14 protein-coding genes are annotated in these 15,348 nt (G+C 68.7%); 6 read left to right on the top strand and 8 right to left on the bottom strand.

The genetic code is table 11. The features are described from left to right. Positions 1-226: 226 nt before the first annotated feature. The 4 genes from rpsL (at position 227) to tuf (ending at position 4,633) form a co-directional block, all read left to right on the top strand. Complete coding sequence (gene rpsL / locus QH948_RS03680) at positions 227-598, top strand: 30S ribosomal protein S12 (protein WP_077340453.1); 372 nt, start codon at positions 227-229, stop codon at positions 596-598. Next, a complete protein-coding gene (gene rpsG, locus QH948_RS03685; protein WP_219080782.1) occupies positions 598-1,068 on the top strand; it encodes a 30S ribosomal protein S7 in 471 nt (156 codons plus the stop codon). Before rpsL ends, rpsG begins: the two co-directional genes overlap by 1 nt. A 75-nt stretch (positions 1,069-1,143) precedes the next feature. Further along, the gene (fusA, locus tag QH948_RS03690; RefSeq protein WP_281145572.1) at positions 1,144-3,225 is read left to right on the top strand and encodes an elongation factor G; all 2,082 of its coding nucleotides are present in this window, start codon (positions 1,144-1,146) and stop codon (positions 3,223-3,225) included. A 208-nt stretch (positions 3,226-3,433) separates the two neighbouring features. Continuing rightward, positions 3,434-4,633, top strand: coding sequence for an elongation factor Tu (gene tuf / locus QH948_RS03695; RefSeq protein WP_281145573.1), 1,200 nt, complete (start codon positions 3,434-3,436; stop codon positions 4,631-4,633). 222 nt (positions 4,634-4,855) lie between these two features. Here tuf and QH948_RS03700 read toward each other — a convergent pair whose 3' ends face one another. Together QH948_RS03700 and QH948_RS03705 are read right to left on the bottom strand one after the other, a co-directional pair. Then, the gene (locus tag QH948_RS03700) at positions 4,856-6,538 is read right to left on the bottom strand and encodes a glutamine--tRNA ligase/YqeY domain fusion protein (RefSeq protein WP_281145574.1); all 1,683 of its coding nucleotides are present in this window, start codon (positions 6,536-6,538) and stop codon (positions 4,856-4,858) included. Between the two features lie 48 nt (positions 6,539-6,586). Continuing rightward, positions 6,587-7,093: a DUF4112 domain-containing protein gene (locus QH948_RS03705; protein ID WP_281145575.1), complete on the bottom strand. Its 507-nt coding sequence runs from the start codon at positions 7,091-7,093 to the stop codon at positions 6,587-6,589. A gap of 118 nt (positions 7,094-7,211) precedes the next feature. Here QH948_RS03705 and gltX point away from each other — a divergent pair, with 118 nt between their 5' ends. Then, complete coding sequence (gene gltX, locus QH948_RS03710; RefSeq protein ID WP_281145576.1) at positions 7,212-8,678, top strand: glutamate--tRNA ligase; 1,467 nt, start codon at positions 7,212-7,214, stop codon at positions 8,676-8,678. Here the strand turns inward: gltX and QH948_RS03715 are convergent. The 5 genes from QH948_RS03715 to QH948_RS03735 form a co-directional block, all read right to left on the bottom strand. Then, positions 8,671-10,386 carry an NAD-dependent malic enzyme gene (locus QH948_RS03715; protein WP_281145577.1) on the bottom strand — a complete coding sequence of 572 codons (1,716 nt, stop codon included), beginning with the start codon at positions 10,384-10,386 and terminating at the stop codon, positions 8,671-8,673. The two genes, gltX and QH948_RS03715, sit on opposite strands and share 8 nt — an antisense overlap. A 60-nt stretch (positions 10,387-10,446) precedes the next feature. Next, positions 10,447-11,403, bottom strand: coding sequence for a glutathione S-transferase family protein (locus QH948_RS03720; RefSeq protein WP_281145578.1), 957 nt, complete (start codon positions 11,401-11,403; stop codon positions 10,447-10,449). Positions 11,404-11,437: 34 nt separating this feature from the next. Beyond that, the gene (locus QH948_RS03725) at positions 11,438-13,189 is read right to left on the bottom strand and encodes a DEAD/DEAH box helicase (protein WP_281145579.1); all 1,752 of its coding nucleotides are present in this window, start codon (positions 13,187-13,189) and stop codon (positions 11,438-11,440) included. Positions 13,190-13,263: 74 nt separating this feature from the next. Next, positions 13,264-13,707 (bottom strand): EutP/PduV family microcompartment system protein, encoded by a 444-nt coding sequence (locus tag QH948_RS03730; RefSeq protein WP_281145580.1) that lies wholly within the window; start codon positions 13,705-13,707, stop codon positions 13,264-13,266. Further along, on the bottom strand, positions 13,686-14,045 hold the full coding sequence (locus tag QH948_RS03735) for a BMC domain-containing protein (RefSeq protein ID WP_281145581.1): 360 nt from the start codon (positions 14,043-14,045) through the stop codon (positions 13,686-13,688). The genes QH948_RS03730 and QH948_RS03735 overlap by 22 nt, the downstream gene beginning before the upstream one ends. An 89-nt stretch (positions 14,046-14,134) precedes the next feature. On the opposite strand from QH948_RS03735, the gene QH948_RS03740 reads away from it, so the two are divergent. Beyond that, positions 14,135-14,698, top strand: a complete 564-nt coding sequence (locus QH948_RS03740) for an NUDIX hydrolase (RefSeq protein ID WP_281145582.1) — start codon at positions 14,135-14,137, stop codon at positions 14,696-14,698. Here the strand turns inward: QH948_RS03740 and QH948_RS03745 are convergent. After that, positions 14,683-15,345 (bottom strand): 3'-5' exonuclease, encoded by a 663-nt coding sequence (locus QH948_RS03745; protein WP_281145583.1) that lies wholly within the window; start codon positions 15,343-15,345, stop codon positions 14,683-14,685. The genes QH948_RS03740 and QH948_RS03745 overlap by 16 nt on opposite strands. Between the last annotated feature and the right edge of the window lie 3 nt (positions 15,346-15,348).

Raw genomic sequence — 15,348 nt, forward strand, 5'->3', positions numbered from 1 at the left:
GGATGCGGTCCGCGTGAAGTAATCTTGTCCGGTGCGCCCGAACACTCGGGCCCTTGTGCGTGCCCTGGCATTCGCTCTTGACGTTGCGGAGAGCGTGACGTGCCGACAGTTCGCACGGCAGCCATCTGCATCACAGACCGGGAACGGTGTCCCCGTGTCGGCGATCCGGAGAAGCTGCGCCAGGGAAGGTAAACGTACACACAACGAACGAAAGTGATACCAGCAGGTGCCAACTATTCAGCAGCTGGTCCGTAAGGGCCGCACCGACAAAGTCTCGAAGAACAAGACCCCCGCGCTGAAGGGCTCCCCCCAGCGCCGCGGCGTGTGCACGCGTGTGTACACCACGACGCCGAAGAAGCCGAACTCCGCGCTCCGTAAGGTCGCGCGCGTGCGTCTGAGCTCCGGCATCGAGGTCACCGCCTACATCCCGGGTGTCGGCCACAACCTGCAGGAGCACTCCATGGTGCTCGTCCGAGGCGGTCGTGTGAAGGACCTCCCCGGCGTGCGCTACAAGATCATCCGCGGCTCCCTCGACACCCAGGGTGTCAAGGGCCGCAAGCAGGCTCGCAGCCGCTACGGCGCGAAGAAGGAGAAGTAATGCCTCGCAAGGGTCCCGCGCCGAAGCGCCCCGTCGTCGCCGATCCGGTCTACGGCTCCCCGGTTGTCTCTCAGCTGGTCAGCAAGATCCTCCTGGACGGCAAGAAGTCCGTGGCTCAGGCCATCGTGTACGAAGCCCTCGAGGGCACCCGCGCCAAGACCGGCAACGACCCGGTCCAGACGCTGAAGAAGGCTCTCGACAACGTCAAGCCGAGCATCGAGGTCAAGTCCCGCCGCGTTGGTGGCGCCACCTACCAGGTGCCGATCGAGGTCAAGCCGAACCGCCAGAACACCCTGGCGCTGCGTTGGCTCGTCTCCTTCTCCCGCGCCCGTCGCGAGAAGACGATGACCGAGCGCCTCATGAACGAGATCCTCGACGCCTCCAACGGCCTGGGTGCCTCCGTGAAGCGCCGCGAGGACACGCACAAGATGGCCGAGGCCAACCGCGCCTTCGCCCACTACCGCTGGTGACTGCCGCCCCCGGACCCGCGAAGGCTCCGGGGGTGCTCTCCGCTTAGTTGAAGTTTTACCCAAAGGAATGCACACATGGCCGACCTGAGTAAGGTTCGCAACATCGGCATCATGGCCCACATCGATGCCGGTAAGACCACCACCACCGAGCGCATCCTGTTCTACACCGGCAAGTCCTACAAGATCGGCGAGGTCCACGACGGCGCCGCGACCATGGACTGGATGGAGCAGGAGCAGGAGCGTGGCATCACGATCACCTCCGCCGCCACCACCTGTTTCTGGCACGACACCCAGATCAACATCATCGACACCCCCGGGCACGTCGACTTCACCGTCGAGGTGGAGCGCTCGCTCCGCGTGCTCGACGGCGCCGTCGCGGTGTTCGACGGTGTCGCCGGCGTCGAGCCGCAGTCGATGACCGTGTGGCGCCAGGCGACGAAGTACAACGTCCCCCGCATCTGCTACATCAACAAGCTCGACCGCACCGGCGCGTCCTTCGACCACTGCGTCAAGACGATCCGCGAGCGCCTCATGACCGACCCGGTCCTGCTGCAGCTCCCGATCGGGGCCGAGTCCGACTTCCTCGGTGTCGTCGACCTCGTCGAGATGCGCGCGCTGACCTGGCGCGGCGAGACGCAGATGGGCGAGAAGTACGAGATCGAGGAGATCCCGGCCGAGCTCAAGGACGCCGCCGAGGCTGCCCACGCCACCCTGATCGAGCGCGTCGCTGACGTCGACGACGAGATCATGGAGATGTACCTCGAGGGCGAGGAGCCCTCGGTCGAGCAGATCAAGGCCGCCCTCCGCAAGGGCGTCATCTCCAACACCTTCACCGCGGTGGTCTGCGGCACCTCGTTCAAGAACAAGGGCGTCCAGCCCCTGCTCGACGCGGTCGTCGACTACCTGCCGTCCCCGCTCGACGTGCCCGCCATCGAGGGCTTCAAGCCCGGCGACGAGTCCGTCACCCTCGAGCGTCACCCCTCCGACGACGAGCCGCTGTCGATCCTGGCCTTCAAGATCGCCGCCGACCCGCACCTCGGCAAGCTGACCTTCGTGCGCATCTATTCCGGCGTCCTGACCGCCGGCTCGCAGGTGCTCAACTCGACAAAGGGTCGCAAGGAGCGCATCGGCAAGATTTACCAGATGCACGCCAACAAGCGTGAGGAGATCGACTCGATCGGCGCCGGCATGATCTGCGCGGTCATGGGCCTCAAGGACACCACCACCGGTGAGACCCTCTGCGACCCGGCCAACCCGATCGTCCTGGAGTCGATGACCTTCCCGAACCCGGTCATCGAGCAGGCCATCGAGCCGAAGACGAAGTCCGACCAGGAGAAGCTGTCCAACGCGATCCAGCGCCTGGCGGAGGAGGACCCGACCTTCCGCGTCCACACGGACGAGGAGACCGGCCAGACGATCATCGCCGGCATGGGCGAGCTCCACCTGGACGTCCTCATCGACCGCATGCGTCGTGAGTTCAAGGTCGAGGCCAACATCGGCAAGCCCCAGGTGGCCTACCGCGAGACGCTGCGCCGCAAGGTGGAGAAGGTCGAGTACACGCACAAGAAGCAGACCGGTGGTTCCGGCCAGTTCGCGCGTGTCATCATCGATCTCGAGCCCACCGAGCCCGGCTCGGGCTACGAGTTTGTCAACGCCGTCACCGGCGGCCGCATCCCCCGCGAGTACATCCCCGCGGTGGACCAGGGCGTCAAGGAGGCCATGCAGTTCGGTGTCCTCGCCGGCTACCCGGTTGACAACATCAAGGTGACCCTGACCGACGGCGCCTACCACGACGTCGACTCCTCCGAGCTTGCCTTCAAGCTCGCCGGGGCCCAGGCGTTCAAGGAGGCCGCCCGTCGTGCCGATCCCGCGATCCTCGAGCCGATGATGGCCGTCGAGGTGACCACGCCCGAGGACTACCTCGGCACGGTCATCGGCGACCTCAACTCGCGTCGCGGCCAGGTGCAGTCGATGGACGAGCAGCACGGCAACCGCGTCGTGCGTGCGCTCGTGCCGCTGTCCGAGATGTTCGGCTACGTCGGCGACCTGCGGTCGAAGACCTCGGGCCAGGCGTCGTACTCCATGGAGTTCGACTCCTACGCCGAGACCCCGAAGAACATCGCCGACGAGATCGTCGCCAAGGCGAAGGGCGAGTGACACCAGTCACCCGTCGATGACTCTGGCCGGGGGTTTCCCCCGGCCAGAGTCCTGTCCGAGCGCGACTCGCCCCCGACTTTGACTGAAGGGGTCGGGTCGCTAGGATAAGGCAGGTATGGCACCGAGCTTGCGCCCGGTTCCGACGCCTCACAGAGGAAAGACCACACGCCGGGCAATCCCGCCTGGCGAGATCCAAGAAGGAGCCCTCGTGGCAAAGGCCAAGTTTGAGCGGACCAAGCCGCACTGCAACATCGGCACCATCGGACACGTCGACCACGGCAAGACCACTCTGACCGCGGCGATCACGAAGGTGCTTCACGATCGCTACCCGCAGTGGAACGCCGTCTCCGCGTTCGACCAGATCGACAAGGCGCCCGAAGAGCGTCAGCGCGGTATCACCATCTCGATCGCGCACGTCGAGTACCAGACCGAGAAGCGCCACTACGCTCACGTTGACTGCCCCGGCCACGCCGACTACGTCAAGAACATGATCACCGGTGCCGCTCAGATGGACGGCGCGATCCTCGTGGTCGCCGCCACCGACGGCCCGATGGCTCAGACCCACGAGCACATCCTCCTGGCCCGCCAGGTCGGCGTTCCCGCCATCGTCGTCGCCCTCAACAAGTGCGACATGATCGACGAGGCCGACGCCGACCTCATCGACCTGGTCGAGATGGAGCTCCGCGAGATCCTCTCCGCTCAGGAGTTCGACGGCGACAACCTCCCGATCGTCCGCGTTGCCGCCTTCCCGGCGCTGAACGGCGACGAGAAGTGGGCCGACTCGATCATGGAGCTCATGGACGCGGTTGACGAGTACATCCCGCAGCCCGAGCGTGACACCGACAAGCCCTTCCTGATGCCCGTCGAGGACGTCTTCACGATCACCGGTCGTGGCACCGTCATCACCGGTCGTATCGAGCGCGGCATCGTCAAGACCGGCGAGACCGTCGACATCGTCGGCATCCGCGAGGACAAGCAGACCACCACCGTCACCGGTGTCGAGATGTTCCGCAAGATCCTCGACGAGGGTCGCGCTGGCGAGAACGTCGGCCTGCTGCTCCGTGGCACCAAGAAGGAGGACGTGGAGCGCGGCATGGTCGTCATCAAGCCCGGCTCGACCACGCCCCACACTGACTTCGAGGCCTCGGTCTACGTGCTCACCAAGGAGGAGGGTGGCCGTCACAAGCCGTTCTTCTCCAACTACTCGCCCCAGTTCTACTTCCGTACGACTGACGTGACCGGCGTCGTCCAGCTCCCCGCTGGCACCGAGATGGTCATGCCCGGCGACAACACCGAGATGACCGTTCACCTGAACAAGCCGATCGCCATGGAGGAGCAGCTCAAGTTTGCCATCCGTGAGGGCGGCCGCACCGTCGGTGCCGGCAACGTCACCAAGATCATCAAGTGAACTGACTCGCTGATCTAGAGCAGAGGGTCGCGCAGCTCCGGCTGCGCGGCCCTTTCTCTATGCCTGGGCCGCGATGAGCACATCCTCCTGCTCATGGGCCGATTCGGCCCGGAAGCCTGCCTTGTCGGGGACGACAAGTGTGTCGTGCTCATCGCGGCACAGATGGAGGCGCCTTCCCGGGGATCCGGGAGGGCGCCTCTGTGTTTCTGCGGCGGGGCGGGGTCAGCCCTTGCGCTTCTGGATGGCCGCCCACTCGTCACGGAGACCCACGGTGCGGTGGAAGTACATGTCCTTGTCGGGGTCGACGGCGAAGTAGCCGAGGCGCTCGAACTGCACAACCTCGCCACCCGCGGCCTCCGCCAGGGCCGGCTCGACCTTGCATCCGGTCAGCAGCTCGCGGGAGTTCGGGTTCAGGTCGTCGAGGGGCTCCCCGGTGGCGTCGCCCGGGACCTCGGCGCTGAACAGCCGCTCGTACAGAGCGGCCGTCGCGTCGACGGCGTGGGGGAGCGAGACCCAGTGCATGGTCGACTTCACGCGCCTGCCGTCGGGGGCGTCGCCGCCGCGGGTGGCCGGGTCGTAGGTGGCGAGCACCTCCACGACGTTACCCTCGGTGTCCTTCACGACGTCGGTGGCCGTCACGAAGAACGCGCCGCGCAGCCGCACCTCGCGGCCGATGGACAGCCGGAAGTACTTCGGCGGGGGAACCTCACGGAAGTCGTCCTGCTCGATCCACAGCTGCCCGGTGAAGGGCACCTGCCGGGTGCCGTCCTCGGGCCGCTCCGGATTGTTGGTCAGCTCGAAGTGCTCGACGACGGGGTTCCCGTCGCCGTCGACCGGCCAGTTGGTGATCGTCAGCTTCAGGGGCCGCAGGACGGCCATCCGGCGCTGCGCGGCCTCGTTGAGCTCGCGACGCACGTAGGACTCGAGAGCCTCCATGGACTGGCGGGAGTTGGTGCGCGTGGTGCCGACCTCGCGGCAGAAGGAGCGGATCGCCGAGGCCGGGTAGCCGCGGCGGCGCAGACCGCCGATCGTGGGCATCCGGGCGTCGTCCCAGCCGTCGACGATCCCGTCGGCGACCAGCTTCGCCAGCCGGCGCTTCGACGTGACGGTGTGCGTGAACTCCAGGCGGGCGAACTCGTACTGACGGGGCGCGTCGGGCACCTCGAGCTGGCGCAGGAACCAGTCGTAGAGCGGCCGGTGCGACTCGAACTCCAGCGTGCAGATGGAGTGCGTCACGCCCTCCAACGCGTCGGACTGGCCGTGCGCCCAGTCGTAGGTGGGGTAGATGGGCCACTCGTCGCCCGTGCGGTGGTGGTGGGCGTGGCGGATGCGGTACATGATCGGGTCACGCAGCTGCATGTTCTCCGACGCCATGTCGATCTTCGCGCGCAGCACCCGCGACCCGTCGGGGAACTCGCCCGCCCGCATGCGGCGGAACAGGTCGAGGTTGTCGGCGGGGGTGCGGTCGCGGAACGGGGACTCGACGCCGGGCCGTCCGAACCCCCCGCGGCCCTGGGAGATCTCCTCGGGGGTCTGGTCGTCGACGTAGGCGAGCCCGCGGCCGATCAGCTCCTCGGCCCACAGGTACAGCTGGCCGAAGTAGTCGGAGGCGTGGCGCACCTCGGCGGGCTCGTATCCCAGCCAGGCGATGTCGTTGATGATCCCGTCGACGAAGTCCGTCTCCTCGGTCTCCGGGTTGGTGTCGTCGAGGCGCAGGACGCACCGCCCCCCGAAGTCGTCGGCCACGCCGAAGTCGACGACGATGGCCTTCGCGTGGCCGATGTGCAGGAAGCCGTTGGGCTCGGGTGGGAACCTCGTCTGCACCCTGCCGCCCCGCTGACCCTGCTCCACGTCCGCCGTCACGGCGTCGTAGATGAAGTTCGAAGGCAGGTCAGCGGCAGTCATGGCGTCATGCTATCGGGTCCGGCCGGGAAGCGACGCCCCACGTCTGGCTCACCCGAGGCTCGTCAGCCACGCGATCAGCAGCACGGGGACCAGGAGGATCAGCAGCATCATCCCCACGAGGATGGCCACCGCGCTGATCCAGTACAGGACGGAGGCGTGGCGCACCTGTTCGCGGTCGTCGATCGTCCGGCGCAGCAGCCGCAGATTCCGGTTGTTCGACCGCCAGGCGGCGTCCAGCAGCGGGCCCGCGTAGGGCAGCAGGCCGACCAGCCAGTCGATCAGCCAGTTGGCGAACATCCGCAGCAGCACCGGCAGCGGCATCCGCAGCCGCACGGCGTCGACCAGGAGGGCGGACCCGAAGACCGAGCCGATGGCGGTGCCGGCCCAGGGGACCAGCGTGAGCACCGGATCGATCCCCACGCGCAGCTTCGTGCCCGGCACCGGCACGAGGTCCTCCAGCACGTGCGTGAGCGTCGTCGTCAGGCGGGCAGGCTGCGGCCCGCGGAGCTCCCGCTCCACCTCCTGCTGCGCGGCATGGATCTCTCGACTGGTCACCCGACCAGTCTGCCCTCCCGACAGGCCCACCCCAGCCGCTGCCACCGGGGACCGGGGGAGGCCCAGGGACGTCCCGCAGCCGGGGCAGGGGGCGCTCGGCACTAGACTCAGGGGCACTATGACTGCAGATGTTCCCGCGCGCACCCGAGTAGCCCCCTCGCCCACCGGAGACCCGCACGTCGGCACCGCCTTCATGGCGCTGTTCGACCTTGCCTGGGCCCGCAGGACCGGCGGCCAGTTCGTGCTACGGATCGAGGACACCGACCAGAACCGCCTCGTGGAGGGCTCCGAGCAGCAGATCTACGACTCGCTCGAGTGGCTGGGGCTGAGCCCGGACGAGGGCCCGCACGTCGGCGGCCCCTACGCCCCCTACCGCCAGTCAGAGCGGCTGGACACCTACCGCCCGTTCGTCGACCAGCTGATCGCCGACGGCCACGCCTACCACTGCTGGTGCAGCGCCGAGCGGCTCAAGGAGCTGCGCGCCGAGCAGGAGCGGAACAAGCTGTCGACCACCGGCTACGACCGCCTCTGCCACGGGAAGACCCGAGAGGAGCGCGCCCAGCTGCCCGGCTTCAGCGAGACCCCCGTCGTGCGCATGCTCATCCCCGACGACGTCGAGCTCGAGTTCACCGACGTCATCCGCGGCTCGGTGAAGGCGCCGCGGCCCGACGACCAGGTCATCCTCAAGGCCGACGGCTTCCCGACCTACCACCTGGCGGTCGTCGTCGACGACCACCTGATGGGCATCAACACCGTCGTGCGGGGAGAGGAGTGGATCTCCTCCACGCCCAAGCACGTCCTCCTCTACCGGTGGCTCGGCTGGGAGCAGCCGGCCTTCGCGCACATGCCGCTGCTGCGCAACACCGACAAATCGAAGATCTCCAAGCGCAAGAACCCCGCCGCGCGCCTCATGTGGTTCAAGGAGGCGGGCTATCTGCCCGAGGCCGTGCGTAACTTCCTGCAGCTGCTCGGCTACGCCGGCGACGAGGAGCACGAGGTCTCGACGTTCGAGGAGTTCGTGGAGCGCTTCTCCTGGGACAAGGTCAACACCACGGGCCCGATCTTCGACCTGAAGAAGCTCGACTGGCTCAACGGCCACTACCTGCGCCAGCTGAGCGCCGACGAGCTCGCCGACACCATCGCCGCCTTCGCCTCCCAGACCGGTCAGTGGAGCGAGCCGACGGACCGCCAGCTCGAGATCCTCCGCGCGGCCGTCCCGATCATCCAGGAGCGCCTCGTCCTGCTGAAGGACGCGCTGCCCCAGCTCGACTTCCTCTTCGCGGCCGACGCCGAGCTGGCCGTCGACGAGGACGCGGTGGCCGGCCTGAACGAGAATGCCGCCGACGTGCTGGAGGCCGCCATCAGCGTCGCCGATCACGTGCCGTTCGACGCCGGCGCCATCCAGGCCGGGCTGCGCGAGCGCATCGTCGACGGCATGGGCATCAAGCCGAAGTTCGCCTTCGCGCCGATCCGCGTGGCCATCTCCGGCCGCAAGGTCTCCCCGCCGCTGTTCGAATCCATGGAGATCCTGGGCAGGGAGTCCTCGCTGGCCAGGCTGCGGGCGCTGCGCTCCAGTCTCAGCTGAGGATCAGCTCCGGGTAGACCGGCTGCCACATCTCGTCGAAGACCTGTTGCACGGGCTCGGTGAGCGGCGCGGACGCGATCCCCTCGTCGGCCGCGACCCGCGCGACGGCGATCGCGACGGCCGCAGAGACGTGCCGCAGGTCGTTGATTCTGGGCAGCAGCGGGTCGGCGGGGGAGCGTACCTGGGCCAACGAGGCCACGGCCTCGGCCGAGGCGGCGATCATCGCGTCGGTGACCCTCGTCGCTTTGCAGACCGCGACGCCGAGCCCGATGCCGGGGAACACCAGGGCGTTGTTGGCCTGCGCGATCGAGTACGTCACGTCCCCCAGCGTCACCGCGGGGAACGGCGAGCCGGTCGCGATCATCGCCCGACCGTCGGTCCAGCCCAGCAGCTCCGCGGGAGTGGCCTCCGCGAGCGCCGTCGGGTTCGACAGGGGCATGATGATCGGCCGCTCGACGTGCCCGGCCATGTCCCGGACGATCGCCTCCGAGAACGAGCCCGGCTGCCCGGAGGTGCCGATCAGGACGGTCGGGTGCGTGTTGCGGACGATGTCGGCCAGCATGTAGCGGCCGACCTGGTCGAGCTCCCAGTCGCGCAGCTCGCCGACGCCGCGGGCCCACGGCCGCTGGAAGTCGCGGAACCTGAGGGTCGCGTCGTCGGTGACCAGCCCGCGGCTGCTCGTCATCCAGAAGCGCGTGCGGGCCTCCTCGCGGGTCACGCCCTCCTTGACCATCAGGTCGACGAGCAGATCGGCGATGCCGATGCCCGCGGTGCCGGCGCCGTGGATCACGAAGCGCTGCTCGGACAGCTTCTCGTGCTTGGCCTTCACGCCGGCCAGCACGGCGCTGGCGACGACGGCCGCGGTGCCCTGGATGTCGTCGTTGAAGGAGCAGACCTCGTCTCGGTAGGTGTGCAGGAGGCGGTGCGCGTTGTTGGCGCCGAAGTCTTCCCAGTGGATCATGGCTCCGGGGAAGACGCGTCCGGCCGCGGCCACGAAGGCCGCGACGAACTCGTCGTAGCGCTCGTCGCGCACGCGGGCCTTCTTCAGCCCCATGTAGAGATCGTCGTTGAGCAGCGCGAGGTTGTCCGTGCCGACGTCGAGCACGACGGCCAGCATGCGGTCGGGGTCCACGCCCCCCGCGGCGGTGTACAGCGACTTCTTGCCGTTGCAGATCTGGATGCCGCCGACGCCCTGGTCGCCGATGCCGAGGATGCCCTCGGAGTCCGTCACGATCAGGATGTCGACGTCGCCGTCGGTCAGCCCCGTGTTGCGCAGGCACTCCTCGACGCGGTCAACCTGGTCGATCGACAGGAACACGCCTGCCATGTGCTGATACCAGAGGCTGAACTCCTTGATCGCCTCGCCGATCGTCGGCGTGTAGACGATCGGCATGATCTCCTCGATGTGGTCGGTGAGCAGCCGGTAGAACAGCACGGTGTTACGTTCCCGCAGCGCCTGCAGGTAGGCGAACTTGTCGAGCATCGTCCGGGCACCCCTGACCCGGCTCAGCGCCCGCGACTCCTGGGCCTCCAGGGGGGTGATGCTGACGGGCAGCATGCCCTCGAGGCCGAGGGCGGACCGCTCCTCGTGCGTGAAGGCGGTGCCCCGGTTGATGCGGGGATCGTGGAGGACGTCCTGGCCCCGGGCCTGGACACGCACGCGGGATCCATGGCTGCCGGGCAGGACTTCGTACTGGCGGCGTGGCATGGCAGCAACTGTAGTGCGACACGCCGTCGGGAACCGGCGGGCCGCAGGAACTGGTGCCTGTCAGACGCGTCCCGGGTCGCTCTGCCAGCTGGCCAGATCCGGGCCCTTCGGCACTATGCCCAGCGGATTGATGTCGCGGTGCACGATGTAGTAGTGCTGCTTGATCTGGTCGAATCGCACGTTCTCGCCGAAGCCGGGCGTCTGGAACAGGTCCCTCGCATAGCCCCACAGGTTCGGCATCTCGCTCAGCTTCTGCCGGTTGCACTTGAAGTGGCCGTGGTAGACGGGATCGAAGCGGACCAGCGTGGTGAAGAGGCGGACGTCGGCCTCCGTGATTGCGTCACCCATCAGGAACCGGCGGGTCGCGAGCCGGTCCTCCAGCCAGTCCAACGCCGCGAACAGGCGGTCGTAGGCCGCGTCGTAGGCCTCCTGCGAGCCGGCGAAACCGCACCGGTAGACGCCGTTGTTGACCTCGGTGTAGACGCGGTGCATCACCTCCTCCATCTCGTCGCGGACATCCGCCGGCCACAGGTCCGGGGCGTCGACCCGGTGGAACGGCTTCCACTCGAAGAACAGGTCCTCGGTGATCTGCGGGAAGTTGTTGGTGACCACCTCGCCGCTGCGCTCGTCCACGATCGCGGGGACCGTGATGCCGCGGGGGTAGCCGGGGAAGCGTTTCTCGTAAGCGTCCTTGAGCCGGTGGATGCCGAGCACCGGGTCGACGCCGCCGGGGTCGAGGTCGAAGGTCCAGGAATCCGCGTCGTGCGTGGGGCCGGGGTTGCCCATCGAGATGACGTCCTGCAGGCCGAGCAGGTCACGCACGATGATGGCGCGGTTGGCCCAGGGACACGCGAAGGCGGCGATGAGGCGGTAGCGGCCGGGCTCGACGGGGTAGTCGTCGGTGCCGGGGCGCGGCTCCGCGACGATGCGGGTGGTGATGTAGCGGGAGTCGCGGCTGAACTCCCGGCCCTTGACCGTGTAGACGCCGCCGGTGCTGTGCTCCTGCTGATCGCTCATGGCCTCGACCCTACCCGCCGGGCGAGCCGGGGGATCAGCCCCGCAGCCAGCCTCGGATCGCCGTGATCCGCTCGTCGACCTCCGCCGACGACGCCTGCGCAAGCTTCGGGCCGCCGCACTCGCGTCTGAGGTCCGCGTGCACGTGGCTGTGCGGGACGCCCTTCAGGTTGGCGTACTGGCTGACCAGAGAGTTGAGCTCCTTGCGCTTCGTCGCGATCGCCCGGTGCAGCGCGACCTCCGGCTCGACCTTCCGGTCGGCGTGCTCGTGGCGCTTCACCTGCCGGCGCTGCCGGTCGGCCAGCAGCGTGCGGACCTGGCCGGCGTCCAGCAGCCCGGGAAGGCCGAGGTAGTCGGCCTCGTCCTGGCTGGTCGGCTCGGCGTGCATCCCGAAGGCCTGCGCGTCGAACAGCACGTGGTCGAACGTCGCATGCGACTCGAGGGCCTCGAACTCGCCGAGCAGGTCGTCGGAGGCGGACTCGGAGGAGTTGGCCGCCTCCATCAGTGCCTCGGACTCGGCCCACAGCCCGTCCTCGTCGTTCTTCGGCCGCCCCAGTACGTGGTCGCGCTGCCTCTCGATGGTCGAGGCGTGCGCCAGCAGCACAGGCACGGTCGGGAGGAAGACGGTGGCGACCTCGCCCTTGCGGCGCGAGCGCACGAAGCGGCCGACGGCCTGCGCGAAGAACAGCGGGGTCGACGTGGCGGTCGCGTAGACGCCGACGGCGAGCCGGGGCACGTCGACGCCCTCGGAGACCATGCGGACGGCGACCATCCAGCGGTCGTCGGACCCGGAGAACGCGTCGATGCGGGAGCTGGCCCTCGCGTCGTCGGAGAGCACCACGCACGGCTTGACGCCCGTGAGGTCGGCCAGCAGCCGGGCATAGGCCCGCGCCGTCGTCTGGTTGGTCGCGATGACGAGCCCGCCGGCATCGGGGACGTGGCGGCGGACCTCCGTCAGGCGCGTGTCCGCGGCCCGCAGCACCGCGTTGACCCACTCGCCCGTCGGCGACAGCGCGGTGCGCCAGGCTGCGGCCGTGAGGTCCTTGGGCATCGGCACGCCGAGTTCGGCGGCCAGTTCGTCGCCGGACTTGGTGCGCCAGCGCATCGGGCCGCCGTAGTTCATGAACAGCACGGGGCGTACGACGCTGTCGGACAGCGCCTCGGAGTAGCCGTAGGTGTAGTCGGCGCGCGATTGCTTGACCCCCGGTGCCAGCTCGTCGTACGCGACGAACGGGATGGGATTGTCGTCGGAGCGGAACGGGGTGCCGGTCAGCGACAGGCGCCGGGTCGCGTGCGTGAAGGCGTAGCTGATCGCCTCGCCCCAGCTCTTCGAGTCACCCGCGTGGTGGATCTCGTCGAAGATGACCAGGAGTTCCTTGGAGTGGCACAGCGCCTCGTAGACGTAGCTGCGGGCCGCGACGCCCGCGTATGTGACGACCGAGCCGTCGTACTCCTTCGAGCGTCCGCGGCGCGAGGAGCCGCCGGTGCCGGGGTCCAGCTGGATGCCGACGCGGGCGGCGGCGTCGGCCCACTGCACCTTCAGGTGCTCCGTCGGGGCGACGACGACGATGCGCCGGACCTTGCGGCTGCGCAGCAGGTTCAGCGCGATGCGCAGCGCGAACGTCGTCTTGCCTGCGCCCGGGGTCGCGACGCACAGGAAGTCGCGGGGGTCGTCGCGCTCGTAGATATCGAGGGCCTCCTGCTGCCAGGCGCGCAGCGACGACGCCGTACCCCAGGCGGCTCGCTGGGGGAAGGCTGGGGAGAGATGCTCGAGGGCCGACGACGACACGGTCGGCCACTCTAGTCGCCGTCGCGGGCAAATCCCAACGGTGTGGTTCGGCGTCTTGGCCGTCGCGCCCGGCCTCAGGCGAGGTGCGCGAGCAGCGCGTCGACGCCCTCGCCGGTGACGGCGGAGACCCGGAAGATGTGCCCGACGCCGGTCAGCTCGAGCCACCGCTCGGCCTGGTCCGCGTCCCCCTCGGGGTCGTCGATGCGTGTCACGATGCCGATGACCTCCCGGTTCACCGACCCGGTCAGGTTCGGCGGGTACAGCGAGAAGGGCTCCGTCGCGCTGAGCAGGAGGCCGATGACGTCGGCCTCGTAGCTGTAGAGCGCCAGCCCGCGGGCCAGTTCCTTGGTCTCCGCGTACTCGCCGGGCGTGTCGATCACCACGTCGTGGTGGTTGATGTACTGCGTCTTGTGGTAACTGATCTGTTCGCCCCTCAGCACCTGCGTCAGCGTGGTCTTGCCGCTCCCGACGCGGCCGACCAGCATGATCTTGCGCATCAGGAGCGCGAGACGGGGCACACCGTGAAGCGCAGCGTGTGCTCGGCGTAGTTGAGGATCTCCCTGATCGCCTGCTCCACGTTCGACAGCGTCCCGGTGAAGATCAGGGTGCCCGAGAAGCGGTCGAGGAACCCGAGTTCGATGTCGGAGGCCTTCGTCGCTAGGTCCGAGCCGATGATCGCCATCTCGGCCGGCGTCATCGTCAGGACGCCGATCGCGGACTGCGAGTAGTCGATCCCCGGGTTCAGTCCCAGTTTCTTGTAGATGATCGGCCGCGGGCGCGCGATGATGTGCGCCAGCGTGATCTGACGGCCCGGGACCGTCTCCTGGATGATGCGGGTGAGGTTCTCGTCGGCCATCGTTGCCCTCCGTCGGTTGTCACCGCCGAGTCTAGATCCAGGGCCTCAACTCCGCGACGCGGGGCGACACTGGCCGTAGGGTAGGGCCCGTGACTGAGGACGGACCGCTGCCGGGGGAGGGCTGGAGGATCGGCGACGACGGGCTCCCGTTCCGCCGCGCGGCCCGCGTGCTGCTCTTCGACGGTGAGGGGCGCCTCCTCCTGGTGCAGGCGCACGACGCCCAGCAGCCTGAGCGGATCTGGTGGTTCACGGTAGGCGGGGGCATCGACCCCGGCGAGACCGCCCGCGAGGCTGTCGTGCGTGAGGTCCTGGAGGAGACGGGTCTGAGCATCGACGTCGATGCCCTGGTCGGGCCCGTCGCCGCGCGCAGCTCGGTCTTCGACTTCTTCGCCCGGGCGGTGCGCCAGGACGAGGAGTTCTTCGTGGCGCGGCTCGGGTGCCCCGTCACCGACGAGCAGCTCGCTACCGAGGGCTGGACCGAGGTGGAGCGCCACTTCGTCGACTCCCTGCACTGGTTCCCGCCGGAGGAGCTGGCGGCGATCGACGTCGAGGTGTTCCCCGTGGAGCTGCCGGAGCTGCTCGCGTGGCTCGCGCCCGGCTGGGACGGCACGGTCATGCTGCTGGGCGACCTGGCGGGTCAGGCGCGCACCTGAGCGAACCGGCGCAGCCCCAGCTCCTGGGCCAGGGCGAGGTACAGCTCCGCGCACGCCAGAGCGTCCACGACCGCGTCGTGCCCCTTGTAGGTCGGCAGCCCGCTGCGGCGCCGCAGCCGCCACAGCCGCAGCGCGTCGGCCGGATGGTCCTCGCCGATGCCGATCGCCCGGTGCCCGAGAACCATGGTGTCGACAGCCGGCAGCGTGATAGTGATGCCGTGCAGCCGCCGGACCGCCGCGGTCAGGAACCCCACCTCGACGCCCGCGTGGTGGGCGAGCAGCACTCGCCCCGCGAGCCGCTCGAACACGGCGTCGAGCGCCTCGGGGAGCGTGACCCCCTGCGCGAGGAGCTCGTCGTCGGTCAGGCCGTGGATGACCGCGGACTGCCCCACACCGATGCCGGGGTTCACCAGGAGGTTCGTGGCCGTGCCCAGCGGGATACGCAGCCCGTCGACGTCCACCATGCCGACCGACAGGATGTGGTCGCTGGCCGGCGACAGCCCGGTGGTCTCGAGGTCGATCGCCAGCAGACGCAACTCCTCCAGCGGGGTGTCACGCCCGGGCGGGGTCGAGTGCAGGAACCGCCGCAGCGGCCCGTCAGGAACGCGGGGGGCCAGGACAGCATTGCCACGTCGGAACCAGGCCATGCG

This window comes from Tessaracoccus lacteus (assembly GCF_029917005.1).
Classification (GTDB): Bacteria; Actinomycetota; Actinomycetes; order Propionibacteriales; family Propionibacteriaceae; genus Arachnia; species Arachnia lactea.